General features: G+C 52.8%; 17 protein-coding genes and 4 pseudogenes. 9 read left to right on the forward strand and 12 right to left on the reverse strand.

The features are described from left to right. From METMK1DRAFT_RS01535 to METMK1DRAFT_RS01555, 5 genes and pseudogenes are all read right to left on the reverse strand, one after another. A pseudogene (locus METMK1DRAFT_RS01535) lies at positions 1–815 on the reverse strand (transposase); the annotation flags it as partial. Positions 816–989: 174 nt separating this feature from the next. Next, positions 990–1379 carry a CBS domain-containing protein gene (locus METMK1DRAFT_RS01540; RefSeq protein WP_009070077.1) on the reverse strand — a complete coding sequence of 130 codons (390 nt, stop codon included), beginning with the start codon at positions 1377–1379 and terminating at the stop codon, positions 990–992. Positions 1380–1420: 41 nt separating this feature from the next. Further along, complete coding sequence (locus METMK1DRAFT_RS01545) at positions 1421–1708, reverse strand: ferredoxin family protein (RefSeq protein WP_009070079.1); 288 nt, start codon at positions 1706–1708, stop codon at positions 1421–1423. Then, complete coding sequence (locus METMK1DRAFT_RS01550; RefSeq protein WP_009070080.1) at positions 1705–2892, reverse strand: NAD(P)/FAD-dependent oxidoreductase; 1188 nt, start codon at positions 2890–2892, stop codon at positions 1705–1707. Before METMK1DRAFT_RS01550 ends, METMK1DRAFT_RS01545 begins: the two co-directional genes overlap by 4 nt. Before the next feature lie 2 nt (positions 2893–2894). Further along, entirely contained in the window at positions 2895–4700 is a 1806-nt protein-coding gene (locus METMK1DRAFT_RS01555; protein WP_155812246.1) for an FAD-binding protein, read from the reverse strand. 316 nt (positions 4701–5016) lie between these two features. On the opposite strand from METMK1DRAFT_RS01555, the gene METMK1DRAFT_RS01560 reads away from it, so the two are divergent. After that, positions 5017–5496 carry a hypothetical protein gene (locus METMK1DRAFT_RS01560; protein WP_009070084.1) on the forward strand — a complete coding sequence of 160 codons (480 nt, stop codon included), beginning with the start codon at positions 5017–5019 and terminating at the stop codon, positions 5494–5496. A gap of 98 nt (positions 5497–5594) precedes the next feature. On the opposite strand, the pseudogene METMK1DRAFT_RS15940 reads toward METMK1DRAFT_RS01560, so the two are convergent. Beyond that, positions 5595–5782 (reverse strand): annotated as a pseudogene (locus METMK1DRAFT_RS15940) (hypothetical protein). Positions 5783–6497: 715 nt separating this feature from the next. Here METMK1DRAFT_RS15940 and METMK1DRAFT_RS01565 point away from each other — a divergent pair. The 3 genes and pseudogenes from METMK1DRAFT_RS01565 to METMK1DRAFT_RS15945 all read left to right on the forward strand — a co-directional run bounded on the left by METMK1DRAFT_RS01565 (position 6498) and on the right by METMK1DRAFT_RS15945 (position 10162). Further along, on the forward strand, positions 6498–7994 hold the full coding sequence (locus METMK1DRAFT_RS01565) for a hypothetical protein (RefSeq protein WP_009070086.1): 1497 nt from the start codon (positions 6498–6500) through the stop codon (positions 7992–7994). Between the two features lie 321 nt (positions 7995–8315). Next, positions 8316–9587, forward strand: a complete 1272-nt coding sequence (locus METMK1DRAFT_RS01570; protein ID WP_009070087.1) for an ATP-binding protein — start codon at positions 8316–8318, stop codon at positions 9585–9587. Between the two features lie 388 nt (positions 9588–9975). Beyond that, a pseudogene (locus tag METMK1DRAFT_RS15945) lies at positions 9976–10162 on the forward strand (hypothetical protein). Between the two features lie 27 nt (positions 10163–10189). Here METMK1DRAFT_RS15945 and METMK1DRAFT_RS01575 read toward each other — a convergent pair. The 3 genes from METMK1DRAFT_RS01575 to METMK1DRAFT_RS01585 all read right to left on the reverse strand — a co-directional run bounded on the left by METMK1DRAFT_RS01575 (position 10190) and on the right by METMK1DRAFT_RS01585 (position 12437). After that, positions 10190–10642, reverse strand: coding sequence for a peroxiredoxin (locus METMK1DRAFT_RS01575; protein ID WP_009070088.1), 453 nt, complete (start codon positions 10640–10642; stop codon positions 10190–10192). A gap of 227 nt (positions 10643–10869) precedes the next feature. After that, positions 10870–11385: an Hsp20/alpha crystallin family protein gene (locus METMK1DRAFT_RS01580; protein WP_009070089.1), complete on the reverse strand. Its 516-nt coding sequence runs from the start codon at positions 11383–11385 to the stop codon at positions 10870–10872. 350 nt (positions 11386–11735) lie between these two features. Continuing rightward, the gene (locus METMK1DRAFT_RS01585) at positions 11736–12437 is read right to left on the reverse strand and encodes a hypothetical protein (RefSeq protein ID WP_009070091.1); all 702 of its coding nucleotides are present in this window, start codon (positions 12435–12437) and stop codon (positions 11736–11738) included. A 192-nt stretch (positions 12438–12629) separates the two neighbouring features. Here METMK1DRAFT_RS01585 and METMK1DRAFT_RS01590 point away from each other — a divergent pair, with 192 nt between their 5' ends. Continuing rightward, positions 12630–14186, forward strand: coding sequence for an ATP-binding protein (locus tag METMK1DRAFT_RS01590; protein ID WP_009070092.1), 1557 nt, complete (start codon positions 12630–12632; stop codon positions 14184–14186). Here METMK1DRAFT_RS01590 and METMK1DRAFT_RS01595 read toward each other — a convergent pair. Next, a complete protein-coding gene (locus METMK1DRAFT_RS01595; protein WP_009070094.1) occupies positions 14167–15168 on the reverse strand; it encodes a DNA double-strand break repair nuclease NurA in 1002 nt (333 codons plus the stop codon). The two genes, METMK1DRAFT_RS01590 and METMK1DRAFT_RS01595, sit on opposite strands and share 20 nt — an antisense overlap. 357 nt (positions 15169–15525) lie before the next feature. Between METMK1DRAFT_RS01595 and METMK1DRAFT_RS19830 the strand changes: the two are divergent. Next, positions 15526–15739: pseudogene (locus METMK1DRAFT_RS19830) on the forward strand (IS701 family transposase); the annotation flags it as partial. 595 nt (positions 15740–16334) lie between these two features. Here METMK1DRAFT_RS19830 and METMK1DRAFT_RS01605 read toward each other — a convergent pair. Next, complete coding sequence (locus METMK1DRAFT_RS01605) at positions 16335–16514, reverse strand: hypothetical protein (protein ID WP_009070100.1); 180 nt, start codon at positions 16512–16514, stop codon at positions 16335–16337. Positions 16515–17039: 525 nt separating this feature from the next. On the opposite strand from METMK1DRAFT_RS01605, the gene METMK1DRAFT_RS01610 reads away from it, so the two are divergent. From METMK1DRAFT_RS01610 to METMK1DRAFT_RS18695, 3 genes are all read left to right on the forward strand, one after another. Then, positions 17040–17957, forward strand: coding sequence for a hypothetical protein (locus tag METMK1DRAFT_RS01610; protein WP_245544514.1), 918 nt, complete (start codon positions 17040–17042; stop codon positions 17955–17957). Positions 17958–17979: 22 nt separating this feature from the next. Beyond that, the gene (locus tag METMK1DRAFT_RS18690) at positions 17980–18639 is read left to right on the forward strand and encodes a hypothetical protein (RefSeq protein WP_009070105.1); all 660 of its coding nucleotides are present in this window, start codon (positions 17980–17982) and stop codon (positions 18637–18639) included. Positions 18640–18742: 103 nt separating this feature from the next. Next, entirely contained in the window at positions 18743–19639 is an 897-nt protein-coding gene (locus METMK1DRAFT_RS18695) for an AAA family ATPase (RefSeq protein WP_245544515.1), read from the forward strand. Between the two features lie 19 nt (positions 19640–19658). Here METMK1DRAFT_RS18695 and METMK1DRAFT_RS19390 read toward each other — a convergent pair whose 3' ends face one another. Further along, complete coding sequence (locus METMK1DRAFT_RS19390) at positions 19659–19793, reverse strand: hypothetical protein (RefSeq protein ID WP_009070109.1); 135 nt, start codon at positions 19791–19793, stop codon at positions 19659–19661. Between the last annotated feature and the right edge of the window lie 37 nt (positions 19794–19830).

Below are 19830 nucleotides of genomic sequence, written 5' to 3' on the forward strand. Positions count from 1 at the left end.
GTTGAAGGGCTGGTCGGGTTGTTTGACCTGAGGAGGGACCTCCCTGGGGGCGAGGAGGTAGGAGAGGAGAGCCGCGGGTGGGGACGGACTCGGCGAGGGAGAGGAGGAGGTCCAGCGCGTCCCTAACCCTCCTGTCCACCCTCCGTTTGAGGTGGACCGGGCAGGTCTGCCTCGCGACCTTGATCCCGGAGCGGGAGATTGCCGTGTCTAGGGCCTTCACCCCGTCGGCTACGACCAGGGTGAGGTTGTACCTCCACAGCCTCACCGGGAGGTCCCAGTAGCTCACGACGTCCTCCTCCCTGGTCAGGACCACGTCAAGCACGGCCCTCACACCGTGGTCAGTGAGTCCCAACGCGATTAAGAGGACCCCCTCCTCCCTCCCCTCAACTTCACGTACTTCCCGTCCACGACCACGTACTTGAAGTCCCCCTCACCTCCAGCTCCTGGGTCCAGAGCTCGGCGTTCAACTTCCCTCCCAACACGGGCAGGAGGAGGGCCCTGAGCACCAGCCCCTCCTCCCTGAGCAACTCCTCCTCCACCCTCGTCCTCACCCTCTCCCCTATACAGCACGGGCAACCTCACCGTGATCCACTCCAACCCGTACGCGACCCCCCGTAGGGAGACCCTGAACCCCCTCAGGAACCTGTACCTGGCGTAACCCCTCCTCCTCACCTCCTTCCCCTGACGTACCTGGGGGAGGTCCTCCTCTCCTCCAGGGCCCTCCTCTCGATCTCAGCCGTTTCATTTAATAGCGCGTCCTTCCCAAGTAACTCGGGGACGAACGAGGTCACCACGTGATTGAATGAGTGTCTCACGGTATGACCTAGCGCTCGTCCCCTTTTCGTGTACTGATGTAGGATCAATTAAGTCACTTTCATTCTATAGAAACAAATAGAAATCGCAATGGAGCCCTGAATCGCCCGTCAAGTTAAGAGGAGCAATTGAATCCCTTTCTAACAAAACTCCATTGCTTTCCAAATACCTAGCAATCAGTACCTGTTCTCCTCGGCCATCATGAGCCCTATGGCGTTAGCCACCTCCCTCAGCGACACTATCCCCACGGGCTTCCCTCCCTCGGTCACGACCAGGTGTCTTATCCTCTTCTGCCCCATGAGCTCCAGGGCCTCGTACACGTTCCTCTCACCCTCTATGGTTATGAGGGGCCTCTTGGCCAACCTCTCGGCAGGGGTGTTGTAGTCCAACCCCTCAGCTACTGCACCCGTCACGTCCCTCTCCGTGACTATGCCCACCGCCTCGTCCCCGTCGGTCAGGAGCACCGAGCTCACGTCCTTCTCCCTCATGACCTTAGCTACCTCCCTCAGGGTAGCGTCCTTCCCTACCCTGACTATCTCCTTGGATATCAACTGTTTAACTATCATAAAGAAATATTCGCGAGGATATTAAAAAACCTTCCTAATCCCTAACCGTACCTGAGCGCCATCCCCAACCCATACCTCGGGAAGCTCCAGGCTATGTTGTGGAAGGGACAGGCGATCCTGCAGGCCCCGCACTCGACGCAGTTCTCGTAGGACACCACCATCCTACCCCTGCTCCACGTGTACACGTTAGCTGGACACACGGTGATGCAGGGCTGTGGGCTACCGTTCTCCTGCTCACACCTGGCACAGGTGGCGTTGTCCAGGATCCTGAGGTGCGACTCCTCGTCCCTCTTGTACCTCAAGGTATAGAGCTTCTCCTCGACCCTCATGCTGTCACCCCCATGAACTGGATCACGTGCTTGAACAGTCTCCAGGAGTTCCTCTTCACCGCCGACAGGTTCAACTCCCCGGAGACCCAGGAGGAGGCAGTGGTCACGGCCATGTCCACGTAAGACCTCAGGGTGTCCTCCTCCAGCAACTCCCGGATCAGGGGCCTCAACTTCACCACCTCCTTCACCTCCTTCACCTCCCTCAGGGCTCTCTCGAACTGTTCGCACTCCATCCCCTTGGCAGCGGCCTCACCGGCCAGGGCACCTGAGAGCACTGCAGGCCCTATCCCGTTGAAGGTCACCGGGTTCACCAGCCCCAAGGCGTCCCCGGCCATGAACACGGAGGAGGAACAGGGCCTCCAACTGGGGTAACCCCCCTCCGGGATGACCTTGGCCGAGTACTCCCTTAGCGAGAAACCCTTGACCACCTCCTGGATCCCTAGCCTCCTCTCGACCTCCTCCAGGACGTCCTGGGGCCTCACCTTGTGCCTTATGAGGGAGGACATGTGCACCCCTATCCCGAAGGCTATGGAGTCCCTGTAGGTGTAGAGGAACGCGGCACCGGGCACAGGGTCGGTGAAGAGGTACCTCACCGCCAACCCTTCCTGGTCTCCCCCCAGGCCAAACCTCTTGCTCACCTCGTCCTTGTTACCTGAGTACACTTCCTTTACTGTCTGCACCGCCTCCTCCGGAGTCAACTCCCCCCTCAGCCCGGAGCCCATGGCCACCAGGGCGTTGACCCCCTCGGCCAGAACCACAGACCTTGCCTTCACCTCCCCTCTCTCCGTGATAACCTTGAACCCGTCTGCCTCCCTGGCCAGCTTGGTCACGGTGGTCTTGGTTATCAGGATTGCCCCGGCTGCTTCCGCCTGGTTCGCCATCCACTTGTCCAGCTTGAGCCTGCCCACGTTTACCAACCTCTCCCTAGGCCTCACCTCGACCTTGACCTCCCCCTCTTGGGAGAGGAAGGAGAGCCTGAAGTTCCTTACCTCCCTCTCCACCGGGAGGTTTGAGACGTCGAAGACCTTGGCTATCTCCCCGACCCTGACCATCGCTCCGGACACGTTCTTGGAACCCGGTTCAGGCCCCCTCTCCAAGAGGAGGGTCTTGGCACCTGCCCTAGCTGCCCTGAGTGCTGCGGAGCTCCCTGCGGGCCCGGCTCCTACGACTACCACGTCGTACATGTTCACAACCTCCTCAGCAACTCAGGGACCACCTGGAACAGGTCCCCCACTACACCGTAGTCGCTGTTCTGAAAGATCTGAGCCTCGGGGTCGAGGTTTATGGCTATCACCTTCCTTGCTCCGGCTATCCCGACCAGGTGTTGCACCGCCCCAGAAATGCCCAGTGCTATGTAGAGCTTCGGCCTTATAGTTACCCCGGTCTGTCCCACCTGCCTGTCCTTGGGGTACCAGCCCGAGTCTGCCAGGGGCTTCGTTACTCCAACCACTCCCCCCAACTTCTCAGCCAACTCCTCGGCGAGCTTTATGTTCTCGGGATCCCTTATACCTCTACCCACGCCCACGACTACGTCGGCCTCAGCGAGGACGTTCCTCCTCTCCACCTTCCTGGTCTCGAGGACCTTGAACCTGGTGAACAGGTCCTCCACCTCCTCCCTTATCACCTCCCCCTTCCTCTCCGTCCTGGGGAGGGGCCTGAAGACCCCGGGCCTCACCGTGACCATGACCGGCCTGTGGTTGGGGCAGATGATGGTGGACATCTCCTTCCCCCCGAAGTCGGGCCTCGTGCTGTGCAGTATGCCCTTTTCGTCCACGTCGAAGTTGGTGCAGTCAGCTATCAACCCAGTGTCCACAGCTATGGCAGTCGTGGAGGCTAACTCCCTGGGGTTCCTGCTCCCAGGGAACAGCACCGCCTCTGGGGAGTACTTCTTTACGAGCCTGGAGAGGGCCTGAGTGAAGACGTCGTTATCGTAGAGGTTGTAGCCCTTGGTCCTAGCGTGGTACACCTTGTCGGCACCGTATTGGAAGGCCTCACCCACCACCTTGTCGACCCTATCCCCTATCACCACCGCCGATAGGGAGGTTGACATGAGGTCGGCTATCCTCCTGCCCTCCCCCATGATCTCCCAGGAGGCCGGGTTGGGTTCCCCGTCCACGTGGTCCACGTACACCCAGACCTCCCTCTCGGTCTTGGCCTTGGGTTTGGGTCTCTCGTACTTGAGTGACTGTCCAGAGTCCTCGGTCAGGGACTCCCTTATCTTCTGTACTAGCCAGTCGATCACGTCCTGGTCCTTGCCCACGTACTTTATCTCCGGGTTCCTGGTCTTGGGCGGAGGTTGGACCTTTATGACCTTGGTGGGAGAACCGGCCAGCCCCACCTTGTTCGGCTCAGCCCCTATGTCCTCCCTGGTCAACTTGGGGATCTTTGCGGTCCTCGCCCTTATGAGCGAGTTTATGTCCGGTTGTCTGGGCTTATTTGCCGTCTCCAGTATCGTGAGCACTGCCGGTAGGGGAACCTCCAACACCTCCTCGAGGCTCTCCGTAGACTTCACCACGACCACGCTCCTCTCCTTCACCTCCCTCACCTCACTGACGTAACCCACCACGGGGATTCCCAGCCACTTAGCCGTCTGAGGTCCAACCTGCTCCGTCTCTCCGTCGACCGCCCTCCTCCCGAACAGGTAGAGGTCTGCCCCTCCCAACTTCTGCACCGCCCTGGAGATGGTGTAGGAGGTCGCCCAAGTGTCGGCCCCGGCCATGGACCTATCGGTGATCAGGTAGGCTTCGTCCGCGCCCATCGCTAACGCGTCCCTCAGTGCCGACTCACCCTGAGGTGGGCCCATGGTGATCACGGTCACCTTTCCTCCGTACCTCTCCTTGAGCCTGACTCCCTCCTCTATGGCGTGGAGGTCCGGAGGGTTCACCACGGCCGGCACCCCTTCCCTCACCAGTGTGTTGGTAATGGGATCAACCCTCAGGTCATCTGCGTCGGGAACCTGCTTGATGGACACGATGATTCTTAACATGTGTATCTATCATAAATTACGTGGAGGGCGTATATAAATTCGTCCTCTAGAGTTTTGAAGTTGGGAGGGAATACTTTAAATTATCAGGATCTATTATTTACAATTCCCCAACCGGAGATCCGGTCAATGCGGTCGGTGGGTCGGGGAGAGGGACTAGGCTAAAACTGTTCAGGTGAGTTCAGGAACAAGGGAAAAAGTAACGGTATGACCTAGGGAATAGTCGGCACTATTTTCATAAATAATCAAAAAGATTTGAACAAACTTGAAGTTTCCAAGTGGATGGGAACGGAAGAGTAATAAGGTTACGGGGTTAATTAATGCTATGGAGAACGACCTGGAGTTCCTCTCCTCCCTGAGGACGCCGGGGGAGGAGGAACTTAAGAGGCTGTGGGAGTTACTCTCAAGCCAAGACAGGGACGTGAAGCACGAGGCCTGGAGGGCCGTGGAGAGGTTGATGGAGTCGAGGGGCTTACCCACCTCCTGGTTTCTAGAGGCGTTGTGCCACCCGGACCACGGGAGCAGGTATAGGGCCTGGAACTCGGTCCCTAGGTTCCTGGACGGCCTGGGGAGGGAATCGGTGAGGGAGAGGGTACGGTGCTTCCTCCAACTCCTCGTCACGGATAATCAGACGGTGAGGGCCCTCTCCTGGTACGCAACCCTGATACCTCTCCTGAGGGCCAAGGTCCTGAGCTTCGCCGAGGTATCGCCACTGATGAAGTGGTGCCTCGAGGTCGGGGGAGAGTGGAGGGAACTGATACTCGAGACCTGTGAGGAGCTCGAGAGCATGAGGACGCAGGGTTGAAGGCCGGTTCTCTTGGTTCGGATCTCGACAGGGTGACGAGAGGTGAAGGAAGGTCGATGGATGAGTTCCTAGGCCCCCTAAGCCCTTTTTATGTGTGTTTACCCGTGGCGTAACTTACCTTCTTTAATTACTTCTAATTCCACCACGGGCACCCCTCCTAGGGATCATACAGGGTCACCCTTAAGTCATTGGGGCTGGTCGAGGGAAACACCGATACCCTCCCATCCACGATCTTATCACTCCCCAAACCTCGTGAGCAGTGCCCGTCATCAGTTAGGGGGATCAATAAAAACTACTTCGGTGATACTACATAGACACAACTTGTCAAAACGATATTTAGATGATTAAAAATAACGAGTAGTTACGTAGAAGCGTTACAGTCTCTCCTCCATGGATTCCCAGAGTTCAAGGACGTAAAGGGGAACATCAGCTCGTATTCAGTTGTCACACTCCCTTCGTGATGTGACCTCTCCTGTACTCTCTCCTTCCTGAGGGTGATCCTTTACGTGCTTAGTGAGGCCGTTCAACTTCCCTACAGCAGTTATTAGATTTCGCCTCGACTTCAAGGCTACACCTAACGAGAAATCCCATAACTGCTGTCATTTATATGTTGATGTTCACCCTCGCCAGAACCCTCTTACAGAAACCTGCGTTATCCAGACCTTTTCCCTATTTCGTTCATCTCGTTTTTACGTGGGAAACGAGATTCCCATAATGACCTGGAGATGAGGTCGTCCTGGCCCTCCAATTCTGGTCCTCTGTCATCCCTCTTGTTCTTCCTACGTCATATGATAGTAATGTTCTATCTGTAACGATTTAAAAACATGTGGTCGAACGGTCCGAAGGTTCGGTCCCGGCTATCAACTGATCTGAACGTGGGATCCGTTACTCGACGGTCCGGTAGTCACGGGCTTCGTAACTACCCACAACCCTACAATGTCGCCGGGCCATCAAGCCGTCTTGCGATCATGTTTTATATTTCTCCTTGAGAATTTCACTACATGAACTTAAAGGACCTGGAGGATGAGGACAAAAACCTTAGGATCGAGGCCTGGAGATCCGCGTTGAAACGCTTAGAGAGGGGTAAGATTTCTCCGAAGAGTTTAAAGCAGGAACTCCCTTACTTGTACGAGCTCCTGACGAGTTCATTTGAGACGGATAGGGCTGAAGCCTGGGAAATAGCGTCAAAACTTATGGAAAAGGGTGTAGGAGACGCTGATGAGCTCCGAAAGAGATTGAAGTATCTATACCTCTTGGTGAGACGCGGGGAAACTTTCCTATTGGGCGACGGCGTTTGGAGTATCGTGGTCAGACTGATGAACGCGGGGGTAATAGAGGGAGAGGTCAGGAATAGGTTCTTCCTCGTCCTAGAGTCCAGGAAACTCAGGGCGAGGTTAGAGGCTTGGAAACAACTTAAGGACTTCGATTTCAGGGACGTCCTGGTGAAGAGACGTAAGTACTTCCTGGAATTACTTAGGGCTGGTGACCCCTGGTTGAGACTTAAGGCTTGGGAGACTGCCCTGGATCTCCTGAATAAGGGGATTGTGAGCCCTAAGTCTATTCAGAGGAGACTTCGCTTCCTCTACTCATTCTTTAAACGGGGAGAAGATTTCACCATGTCGGACGTCGTGAAGGTCATCCTAAAGCTGAAGGATATGGGGATCGTTGGAGAACTCAACGACGTGATGTTAGAAGCCCTGAATAGAGACGAGGAGCTACCGAGTCTTTGGAAAGGCGTCATTGAACTCTTGGACGCGGGTCTCGTTGAACAAAAGGTCGTCAAATCGAGACTACGGTTCCTGTTCCTGTTGTTCTATAGTGGGGACTTATACGTGAAGGAGGGAGCTTTGGAAGTATCGCTCTCCCTCCTCGATAGGGGTATCATTAACAGGAAACAGCTGAGAGGGAAGGTCAGATTCCTGATCATGGGACTGGGAAGCCGGGACATGTTCTATAGGGCCTTTTGTTGGGAAGTGACCCCGAGGCTGATGAGACCTGGCCTAGTTGGTGAGGACACGGTGAGAGACAAGCTGAATTACCTTTACGAACTTTTAGACCATGGTGGGTGTTACGACAATTCGATGTATCTAGAGTGCCCGGCCCTTAAGGGTTGGAGAGTGACAGTGGAGCTATTTCAATTATTAGACCTGGAGGAGTTGCGATGGTACCTAGACCGTTACTTATGGCTACTGGAGAAGCCAAACCTTTCAGTCACTGATCAGGATTTGCAAGTCCTCAGGACCCTCGTAGAGCGAGGTGTAATGAGCGTGGACCACATCGTAAGACTGACGGAGAACAGATACTTTAAGGTGTCGCTCTACGCATGGTCGGTCGCAGTGTCAATGGCTAAGGAGGGAAAGCTGGAGAAGGAGAAGATCTCGGAGAACCTGGACTACCTAAGGCGACTGTACAGAAGAGCCACGAAGGAAGGAAGAAGACCATTGGAGGAGCTGATAGAGAGGCTTAAAGAGTTGGGTATAAGGACATTGGTAGAATAGTAGAATAAGTTCAAACTCGGTCTCTTCTTTGGCAATAGGGAGTATAGGGGCAGTACACTCGTTGAGTTCTCACGACCCGTGTTCAACACCATCCCTCATACCCCTCGTCCGGCCCCACGCCTAGGGAAGGCCTAACTAACGTTCGGCAGACCGGTCCCACCAGCTCCTGGCCTAGCGTGACCCTTCTCCTGGTTCCGTCGGGATCACTTGTACTCAGGGAACCCAACACTTCCGAGCCCCTCCGGCTATCCACTCCAAGTTTACGTGAAGATGACTCACACGTGAGTCAAATTTATGTGTTTTTGACTCATATACTTAACCATGGACAGGGAGAAAGTGATGAGGGCGTTGATCGATTGGAATTTCTGGTACAAGGAACAGTTCACCGGCCATCCAAGGGAGTACACCGAGGAGGTGCTCAAGGTACTGAGGTCGGGTTTCGTCGCAGACCTGGTCGGTGTCAAGAGGAGCGGTAAGTCCACCATAATGAACCAGGTCGTCAAGAGGCTCCTAGAGACCGGAGTCGACCCCCTCTCCACGCTCATAGTTAACTTTGAGGACTCGAGGTTGTGGGAGCTCGATGATGCCAACAAGCTCTTCCAACTCCTGGACGTTTACAGAGAGGAGACGGGAGTTAAGGGGAGGCCCTACATTTTCCTGGACGAGGTCCAGAGGGTGAGGGGCTGGGAGGGATTCGTGAGGTCGTTGGTAGACAGGAAGGAGGCATTCGTGACTGTCACAGGGTCGACCTCAGCCCTGAGGAAGGGTAAGGTCAAGGAGGTCCTCGCAGGGAGACACGTGTCCCTGGAGGTCACCCCTCTCTCCTTCAGGGAGTTCCTGCTCTTCAAGGGGTTTTCGCTTAGGTCACCCCTAGACCTCAGGGCCAGGGAGGTGGAGTTAAAGACCCTGTTCCTGGAGTACCTCAGGTATGGAGGGTTCCCAGCAGTGGTGGAGAGCGACCTCAAGGAACGCATCCTCATGGAGCTCTACGACGATATCCTGGGGAGGGACGTGGTCGAGGGTTGTAGGATTAGGGAGGTCGGAAAGCTAAGGGCCCTCTCGCTCTTCTACGTGACCAACGTCGGGAACAGGGTCTCCCTCAGGAGGATCTCGAGGTCCCTGGGGATCCCCCTGAGGACGGTGGAGAGATTCACAGCTTGCCTCCAGGAGGCCATGCTGGTCTACTTCCTCCCTCCCCTCTCTCCTTCCTTCTCCGAGATGGTCAAGGGGGAGAGGAAGGTGTACTCAGTCGACCAGGGCCTTTCCAACGTGGTGGGCTACAGACTGAACCAGAACTTGGGGTCACTCCTGGAGAACGTGGTCTACCTCGAGCTGAGGAGGAGGTATGGAGAGGGTGGCCTGTTCTACTACAGGGGGAAGAGAGAGGTGGACTTCCTGGTGGTCAGGGATAACGAGGTCAGGGAAGCTTACCAGGTCACCTACAACCTTGCGGACGAGAGGGAACTGGACGGTTTAAGGGAGGTGCTGAGGAGGAAGAAGGTCGAGGCGAAACTCCTGACCCTGGACGAGGAGGGGGATGTGATGGGGGTCAAGGTCAGGAAGGTGTGGAAGTGGTTACTGGGGTTCGATTGAGTGATCGTATACGGCAGTTATCAGTTTTTACCTTGATTACAGGGTGCTACCTAAGGAAAAATCCCACAACTGCTGTCGTATAGTTATTAGTTCCCTTGATGAAGACGTCAATTAAGGGAAGGTCAGATAACTGCTGATCGCAGTTCTGCTTCCCTCCGGAGGCCGGCTAGAGCAGTATGGATAGGGCACGACGGGAAATCCCGTGATCCGGAGGGTTCCAAGATGCCTCTGCAAGAGACAGGGAAAGTGGGGAAGGACTCGCGGGGCGAACCGAATTGAGACGCTTAACTGGGACTGTAACGCTTCTACGTAACTACTGGTTATTTTTAATAATCTAAATATCGTCTTGACAAGTTGTGTTTACATAGTATCACCGAAGTAGTTCTTATTGATCCCCCTAACTGATGACGGGCACTGCTCACGAGGTTTGGGGAGTGATAAGATCGTGGATGGGAGGGTATTGAAGTTTCCCTCGACCAGCCCCAATGAGTTAAGGGTGACTGTATGATCCCTTAAGAGGGATGCCCGTGGTGGAATTAGAAGTAATTAAAGAAGGTAAGTTACGCCACGGGTAAACACTAGGATCTCCGCTCTCTCTACTGCTACGACCCGGTGGACTCAGGGATGAACTTCAGTGCCTCCCTCACGTGAGACGTCGGGTTCATCTGCGACGAATAGACGTGGAGGATCCTCCCGTCGGGACCTATCACGAAGGTCACCCTGGCGGGTATCAGGAACCCCTTGGCTCCGTACAGCTCCCTTATCCTGTTCTCCTCATCGCTCAGTAGCCTGAAGGGCAGGTCGTACTTCCCCTTGAACGCCCTGTGGGACTCTGGGGTGTCCGAGCTAACTCCCAGGACCACCGCTCCCCTCCTCACTATCTCGTCCCAGTTCTCCTTGAATGAGAGGGCCTCAGCCCTGCAACCTGGAGTGTCGTCCTTTGGGTAGAAGTAGAGGACCACGAACTTCCCCCTGAAGTCCGACAACTTGACCTTCTCCCCGTTCTCGTCTACGGCCTCGAAGTCTGGTGCCGTGTCGCCTGGCTTCAGCTTCATAAGGGGGTGTGGGAAACCTGAGGTATAAACCTTAGGTTATGAAACATATATGGGCTAATAGAAGGTACATATTTATAGCTTCGCCTTTCAGTCCCCCAAAACCTCTCGGGAGCTGCATTCCCCTTGATCCTTTCAATTTCAGTAGTATGTCCGAGGGGGAGTTGTAGAACCCTAACAGCAACCTAAGTTCAAACTAGATGATAACTTACGGGGAGCATTGACTTGGATCAACCCTCCACCTTGAGCTCCTCCACGCTCTCCTTGTACCCCTTCCTGAAGGTACACACTAGTACCCCGTTCTTCAGTCTCACCGACTCTGGCTCCACAGGTCCCGGTAGGTTGACCTCAACCCTCTCCCCTGCCTTGTCCACGACCAGCTTCACCTTGTTCTTAAGTGTTACCTTTAGCTCCTCCCTCTTGACCCCAGGGATCTCCAACGTGACTACGACCTTGTCTTTGGACTCTATCACCTCAGCCTCTCCGCTCTCCTGGAGCAGAGGGTGGCCCTTCAGAGAGTTCGCGGGTTGTCCGTTCACGAACTCCTCGACCTTAGGTTGACCGTCGGGACCCAAGGTTATCCTCCTGGTGTAGATCTCTCCCCCAGACTTGACTAAGTCCTTCAACATCTCCTCCTGGATCTTCATGAAGTGGTTTAACATCTCCTCCACTTCGAATATGAAGTCCCCACGGGGCTCGGGCCGTTCCTCCTCCTTGTCCTTCTTGTTCTTCCTACGCCATATCATGGTAATATTCCTTTCAGGAAGACTTAAAAAAGTATAGTAAAAGTCCGAGAGGTGGAACGTGGTTCGCCACTGGTCTACAACCAATGATCCCCAGGTGATCGGGGACGACTCGAGTCACCTTCACTAACTCCCACTGATTACGAGGAGATTGTCGTATTTCGGGTCGAGGATTCTCACTTTTTAAACTCCAAGAAATAGGGAGTGGAGATGAGGAGAGTCCCGATCCCTGCGGGTGCCTCTGTCCTGAAGGTGTACCCACCATTAGAGTATAACTGCAGTGTTTCATCTGCAATACGTTCAGTAATAGAGCTGGATGGCGTCCCAAGTTCAACCTTAGGGAGGCACCGAGCTCAACCCACGTAGAAGCTCTGGGTCACGACCTGCCCCAAATAGTCCACCGCCACGACCGTATACCACCCCGGCTCCTCGGAGAAGGGATGGAACCCCAAGGCGTAGTAGCCTGACAAGGTGTAGTGGAACTGGGTCGAGAACTTCATTTGCCCGAACTCCGGAGTACCGTTGACCTCGAGCAGGGGAGTCAGGTAGTCCACACCCTGATAACCGTGTAGGATGATCTTGTTCACCTGGATGTAGATCGCAGGGCACATCATGATCGTGGGGTTGAAGGTGTACAACCCTTTCCCCTGGGTGTAGTTTTCCTGTGTATATATTCCCCTCATGATGTACACGGCGACCGGGTAGAGGTTGGGACCACAGCCCTGACCCACGTACGGTCCTGCCGGAAAGGTCACGTTCACGACCCAACTCCCCTCACCCGAGACCAGGGTGAACTCCTGGATCCTAGCGGAGGGGAGGCCAGTGAGGAACCTACTGGGACCTGGATAGATGGTCAGGTTCCCAGGAGTGAAAAGCGTGACGTTGATCGAGACTGCCTGGGGGTCTGTGGCGTTCACCTCAAGCGTGAGCTGGGCTGGAGGAGTGTTGCCGTGACCTGAGCCTCGGCTCTGGAGAGCTGGCAAGAGTCCCCAGTACACTGCAGTCGAGCTCAGGATCACCGAACCCACGAGGAGGAACAGTAGGAAAGTTCTCATGTGGCCAGTGGGGGGAGCGCCCATTTATACTTTTTCCAAACCTCTGGAGACAGGGAGGGCGAAGTGTTTACCCGTGGCGTAACTTTTCCTTGGTAAAATCTGATAACTGCCGTTTATAACCTTGGGTATCGGAAAAACTCACAAAGCACGGGGAGCAACATTCAATATAAACCCGCAGGTGGAGAGATACTCGTGTCGGAACTCCTCGAGAGGGCGAAAGCCGAGGCCGGGAAGTACGGTAAGATCATAGGTATGGTGTCGAGGTCTAGCCCCTCCTCTGTGTCCTCGGAAAGCGGTGTGGTTCCACTTGAGGTACCCTTCAGTAACTACGTCAAGGAAAGGATAAGGATAGGGACTTTCCTAGCGGTTTACGCCCTAGTCTCCAACTCCCTGGTCCTAGGAAGGGTGGTCTCCCTGGAGAGGGAGGACGTCCTGAGCATGGCCAAGGTACCTGCCGTGGAGCCTCCTGAGGACCCCTCTACAGTCGAGACTCCCCTGAGGGTGAAGCTCGAGTTGATCTCGGAGATGAGGGACGATGTGGTGACCTCCCCCCTCTCACCTGTCGACCCACAGTCCCCGGTGTTGATCCCTGACCCAGGGCTGGTGTCCAAGATGCTCTCCCTCCCATCTCAGGGGATAGTGCTGGGTAACCTGTACTCGGGTGAGGAGACGAGTATACAGGTCAGGTTCCCGGAACACTTGCTGGACAGACACGTGGTTGTGGTAGGTACCACAGGTTCCGGGAAGACGACTTTCCTGAGACACCTCCTGACCGAGCTCAAGGGGAGGGCGTTTATCCTAGACCTCCAGGGGGACTACGTGGGGGTTAAGAAGGACAAGGCAGTCCTGTTACCTGTCACCCAGGCCCTCTCCAGTTACCTCCAGAAGAATGACCTCACCGAGACCGAGTTCGTGAGGGCGAGGTACCTCCAAGAGTGTAAGGCGGGAGAGCTCATAACCTGCCAGGACTTTGCCGTGAGGGTGGTCCCGTTCTCCCTCAGCCTGAAACAGGAAATAGGGGAACTCCACAGGATCTTTCCCTTCTTCTCGGAGCAGGCCTCCCTGTTCTGGCCTGTCCTGGGTCCCAAGTTGAGCGGTTCCACGCTCAAGGGGTACGGTCCGGACGCAGGACTTTGGAAATCGATAAACTCCCTCGCCGGTAAGTACAACCTGGCTCCCCAGACCATAAACAACATCCACAGGGTGCTCCTTCTCCTTTCAGAGTCAGGGATGTTTGACGAGGAGAGAGGCGAACCTCCCTGGAAAGAGGTGTTCATGGAGGATACCGTCGTAGTGGACCTGAGGAGTGCCCTAGAGTTCTCCCAGACGCCTATAGCCTACTCCTCGGTCGCCTACCTGGTGATACACAGGGTATTCCAACAACACAATCTGGCCTACGGTGTGGAGGACCTGGGGAGGACCACGATCTTCGTGGACGAGGCCCACGAGTACTTCCCGTCCTCCGGTGTGACCGACAGGGAGGCCCTGGAGTCCCTGATCAACAGGGTCATGAGGTTAGGCAGGGTGAGGAGGTTGGGGTTCGTTATGGCCACTCACAAACCCGAGGACCTGAACGACCTGGTCCTGACCCTAGCCAACACGAGGGTGGTGTTCAGGACCTCCCAGGAGGTGCTGGAGAGGATGGGGCTCAAGAAGTACTCCAGTGTGATGAAGATGGCCCCTCCGGGACTTGCCTTGGTCTCAAGTTACGACCTGAACGAGGTGTTCCTCAAGGTTCCAGGTCCCTGAGGGCCTGGTCCACCCCGAGCCTAGTGTCGTAGTGAAGTTCCATGTCCCTGAGGTGTTGGAAGAGGATCAGGTAGGCTGAGGCTGACAACCTCTTGGAGATCCTGTCGGCTAACTCTATCTCGTAAGGGATACCGTTGGCGGTCAACCTCCTCCTGAGCTCTGGGGCGACCCTCTCCAGCAGTTCCCTGTCCAGGCTCTCGACCCTGAAGTACGAGGGTCCCTTCACCGTCTCGACCCTGAAGTAATAGGCGTACCTATCGACCCTATGCCTTAGCAGGAAGGGACCGAACACCTCCCCTCCGTACTTGGTGTGAAGTAGGTCTAGCACGGTCACGTCGTTGACCTTCCCGGTGAACTTGTCCCGTAGTGCCCTGTAGAGCCAGTGGCTGTACTCCAGCCTCTTCACCACCCCTACCACTTCCCTCCCCTTGATCACGGTGAGCCTCTCCTGGTTGAGGGCGTCCATGACCTGACCGTAGTGTCCGCCAAAGACTGCAGTAACCAGGAGGGGTCCGTCCAGGAGGGTCACGTCACGGCACTGTTGTAGTGCCGAGTTCTCCAGGGTGACCCTCCCCTCATCGCCTATGTTATCAGCCTTATACTCCTGCGTGTAGTACTTACCCAGCCTGTCCTTGACCTGGACGAAGGAAAGGGGCTCAAGTCCCTTGAGGACCTCGAGCCTGCTCCTGAGGTAGATGAACTTCCCCCCGTGGATGGGTACCTGAACTGTTCTCCCTCCGCCCATGTGGAGGGTGATCACTGCGACGTCGAGTCCCTGGAGTCTGAAGAACCTCGTGGACGAGTCCAGGTAGGAGAACCTCAGGCCCTTAGGAGGGGCCAACTGCGGGGTCAGTGAGACGATCTCAGTTTCACCGATCTCCGGTTCCCCAGGCTCCGTAAAGGTCAGGTCGAAGAACTCCCTGGGTAGGAGGTGCCTCAGCTCCCTCAACTTCGAGGCCAACTGCCTTATTTCTCTCTCCACGGTTAGCTGTTGGTGGAGGGGGTAAAAAATCGTGTGGAGTCAAGAGTCACGTTTCGCGTTTTCCCACACTCACGGCGGTCGTGAGATTATCCTAGAACACTGCCTAAGAGAGGTGAGATACGCGAATGCAGTATCTAGATCACGTAGTCTTCAAACAGGATTGGCCGGGAACTTAGGCCTTGGTTAGGTGATCCCATCACCTCCAGACCTGAGGTAAACTTCCCAACCCCCAACCCAGAGCCTACCCTCGCAACCGTTTGTCCCTAACACTTTCATTTCAATCACAGCAGTTATGGGAATCTTAGGGAGGTAATACTGAGAAGTCGGTATTGTGAGAAGTTTTTCGACGTCGTCCTGCTGAAAAGGTGCGGAAAGGGACAGATCGAGTTCGCTAGGGATAGGCCGTCAAGGCGGTCAACAGGCTGGGCGTGGTTAGGAGGAACGGGAGGAGCAGGAAGGTTAATTGACATTGTTCCTCACGGTCCTGGTAGGTGGGAGGGCCAGCGTGAGGAACGCGGCCGAGACGTTCGGGCTGGACTACACAAACCTGCTGGAGGCGTTGGGAAAGTTGCTCCACGAACATGACTCCAGGACACACGTCAGGTACCTCTACACTACCGACCTCTCGCTCAGCGGGGAGGAGATCGAGGAGGCCTACCTGGCCGGAGATCGAGGACCTCCAAGGGACGTCAAGGCCCTGGGACTCCTCGTTCTGGGGGGCTTCAGGGTTACCTCACGATCTTCACCATCAACAACGTCGTCGGGGAACTGAGAGCTTAACCTGAGGAGCGTGGAGGCGTTCCTCATGTTCTCGAGCGTCGTTCAGGCGGACCGTCTGGGCTGATGAAAACCTTTAAGTTACGTTAAAGTCCCATAACTGCTATAGGGAGATCACGGGAGAACTCAGCGGAGAATTCAATATCATAGACGATCTGGTTATACATGTGAAGCAGTTTCGTGACTTTCCCTTAATTACCACCCTGTTTTCAAGGTAAATCTAATATCTGCTACACGTGGTAAGGGACGAGAGGGGGAGTGAGGTTCTCAATAACCGTGACGGAGGATCATGCAGTGCGTGGTGGCCAGGAGCGTAACTTTGCTGGACTACTACCCATCCTCGACGATAGTGGAGAAGTCCCACTTCTCCGGGGAGTTCCCGTTTATCCCTACACTCTCATTTCAATCATTTTATGTTCATTCATGATCGAGTGTAGGGACTTAGCCCTCAACCACCCACTTAAGGTAGGTGGGTCATGGGACTCCTTCGAGCCCAACGGCACGGGGCTCACATCTCTGCAATCACTCCCACCCTTTTGGGCATAGCCCACATCGGTGTGAGAGATCATTATTTATCAACGAAAATTCGTTATAAACAGATATAAAAAGATTTCTATTAACGTGAGAAAGGATTCAGCCTAAACCAAGCCTCCCTAGAGGGGGTCGAGGCAATTCAGGCGTCTCATGTCGCTATCACATCCAATAAGATCATGTATGAACACTCCAGAGCAGGTAGAACATGAAGCATGTGTGCTATAAAGTATTAATTACTCCCCGTTATAGCTTAACATGTGAATAGACGAGATAGAAAACTGCTGAACGAAATAGGAAGATACTACCTACAATACAAGGGAATCATTGATGTTGAAAAACTTCTCCCCCTGTTTCAAGGCACTACGGAAGTTCCAGTAAATGATTATACTCTTGCTTACATTTACTTTTACATTATTTATCTAGTTACAAAGGACGCAGTACTCTCAGCAAGGGAAGCGTTAAAGGAGAGACTGACGTACAGGGAATCTTCCGTGGAGTACTCGCAAGAACTGCTAGGGGAGCTCGATGTACCTAGGACAATAGAAGTTTACTCAATGAATATGGTAGCCTATTATAACTTTACTGAAGGCCTTAACGCTCCCGAGTTCTCAATCCTAGGTTACTTGCTCAGGAGAATTTACCACCTGGTTCAAGAGAAACTTGAAGGACTGAAATATGTCGATAACGACGCTGTGCCGAAATATTTTAATTTTCTCGAAAATTTTAAGAAGAAACTCGATGAATTGAACGATTTAAAGGAGAGATTCCCCAACGGTTATTATAGGGAACCTTCCTACATCGACCCAGAATGGTTAATGAGAGCTTATAAGGCATACTTCTTAATTAAAGGAATTGAAAGCATCAAGGTAGGAACCAGGGAGAAAGGTGCAGTTACCGAAAAGAAAATTATAAAATTCCTTCTCTGGAAACTTTATGAACTTTACGTATTTTACCTTGTGGTGAATTACTTGGACGGTAAGGGATATGATATCATCAGAAAGGACGGGGAATTCTTCGCTGAGAAGGATAACAGACTCATTAGGCTCATATTTAACACTTCCCTTTCGACGTCTTCCCTGAGAAAAGTTGACGACACGGAGGACGTAGAGAGATATAAGGGAAGGCCGGACATTTCGTTGGATGATAGGGATAGACTCCCTAAGCCCGTAATATTCGAGTGTAAGTACTCTTCTTCAGTGAGTTACATCACGATGGGCAGGTTTAAAGTGATGGCTTACACTTACGAGTACGATCCTGAAGTCACCGTTTTGGTTTACCCGGGTTTGGAAGATGGCCAAATGAATTATGACGCAGAGGACAGTGCCACTAGGGAATTGGATAAAATGGTCAGGGAGAAAGAGTTTCTCTTAGACTTTTATTATAACTCTCACTTAATTTACATGGCAATTATTGATCCTCTAAGAGATGTTGAAGAAAATTTACGTATTGTTGGTAAAATTTTGGGAAAAATAATTTAAGCTTTCCTTAATACTGCACTCTATGTACGGTAAATGGCTGGCAGTTAGGCCCCAATTTGACAAGCTTTTCGGGAACCCTGAGGTGGCGGCGGAGGCTTTCCTAAGTTACGTTCAGGACAATAAATTTCTTCCCTGTGTTTTTATAGGCCATAAAGACCACTGGGCCTCAGCCATAAGCTATTCAATCAAGGGTGAAACAGGTTACACCCTGTGGGGATCCGGAGACAGGAACTCAACTTCAGGAATTATTGCAAGGTATCAAGACACCTACGTTAAAACAGAAGGAAGTAAGTATCTGCCTTCTAACGAGAGAATATTAGTGGCAATTTTGAGGATTACAGGCCTAGGTGTAATAGGATTCGGTTTAGTAACTGACGTAGAGACAGACGCGATCAGGAACTTTGTTGGTTGGCGTGAAGAAGATAAGTTTTGGGTTACTAGGTTTAGGATCAAGGTATTTTGGTTGCATGAAAGCATAAGGAAAAACTTCTCTGGAAATGATGCTTGGCAAGGAGATAGCGTAGAATTAGAAGGTATTAACACTCAAGCCAACAACTGTTATACAAGAGACAATCAAAAGGCAATAAATAGCGTTAAGCAATTCATTTCATTAAAAAAAGATGAAATTAAAGCCACGTTGGAATTTTACGCCAGTCTATCCCCGGAAATACCTAATATCTAAAGTGGGAGAGACTTCCAATCAACGTCAAATAAATTGCAAAAATTCTAAAGTAGAGATTAATTTGGAGGACTTGTACTTACCGCAAGCTATGAACGACGTTTTTGTGAAGTCCTTGGAGAGGGGTAACGTTCTCTTTATCGGTCCACCGGGGGTAGGTAAGACAAAACTAGCTATGGAGTTGGCAAGGTCTCTGAGTGGCCACGACGAGTGCGTAAACGTATTTACAGCGAATTCCCTGTGGTTTAGGAGGAATTTAATAGGTGGAGAGAGCGTAAGGGAGGGTTCTGTAATGTGGAAGAGCGGTCTACTGATTCAAGCATACGTTAAGGCCTCAAGAGTTAAGGAGGGCAATTATTACGTTATTATAGATGAAATAAATAGAGCCGACGTGGATAAGGCTTTCGGGGAACTATTCACCATTTTCTCCAGCAGCGATCCGAAGGACTGGTTTATTCCTAGGGCCTTAATTGATGAGATAAAGAGTTACGAGGATAGGATTGACTGGTACGCAAAGGAGTTCCTTAAGATTTATGAGGAACTGGAGAGGGAGGGCAAGGAGAGCGAACCACTGAGGAGGATAAGGATTATCTCCACTATGAATCTGACCGATGCCAGGAACCTATTTTACGTGGGTGATGCACTTGCCAGGAGGTTTGTTAGCTTTTATTTTAATTATCCAAAAGGTACGGAAGACTTAGATATGTTTCTCAAGAAGTACAATTTGAGCCAGGACGAAAAAGAAGAGATAAGAAATCTCATAAGTTATTTGAGAGAAGAACTTGAAAAAGAAAAAGATAGGCTAGTCAGGTTCAACATCTCTCCGGCGAGCTTGAAGTCGGCACTGGATATTTATTTATCGTTGGAGAATAGGAACATAGATACCTTCATATTACTCTTGAAGAGTACGCTAGGGACCTTGAATCAAGATAAAATAGAAAAAATAGAAAAATTAATCGATAAATGGAGGAAAGAAATTAAGCAACAGCAGCAACAAAAATAATTAACTTTAGTCTTAATGCCTATACAAAAGTTCTATAATTGTCGCCCACGTCCTCAATCTCTTCTGGCCTCACTTTTGCTTCTCTCAATATTTCTTCCATGAATTCCTTTGAGGGGAACGACACTACTACTCCCCTAACTTTTTTCACTATCATGGTAATTTAACTCCCAAAGATGAAAAGGAGAGCAAAC

It is taken from the genome of Metallosphaera yellowstonensis MK1 (assembly GCF_000243315.1).
Taxonomy (GTDB): domain Archaea; phylum Thermoproteota; class Thermoprotei_A; order Sulfolobales; family Sulfolobaceae; genus Metallosphaera; species Metallosphaera yellowstonensis.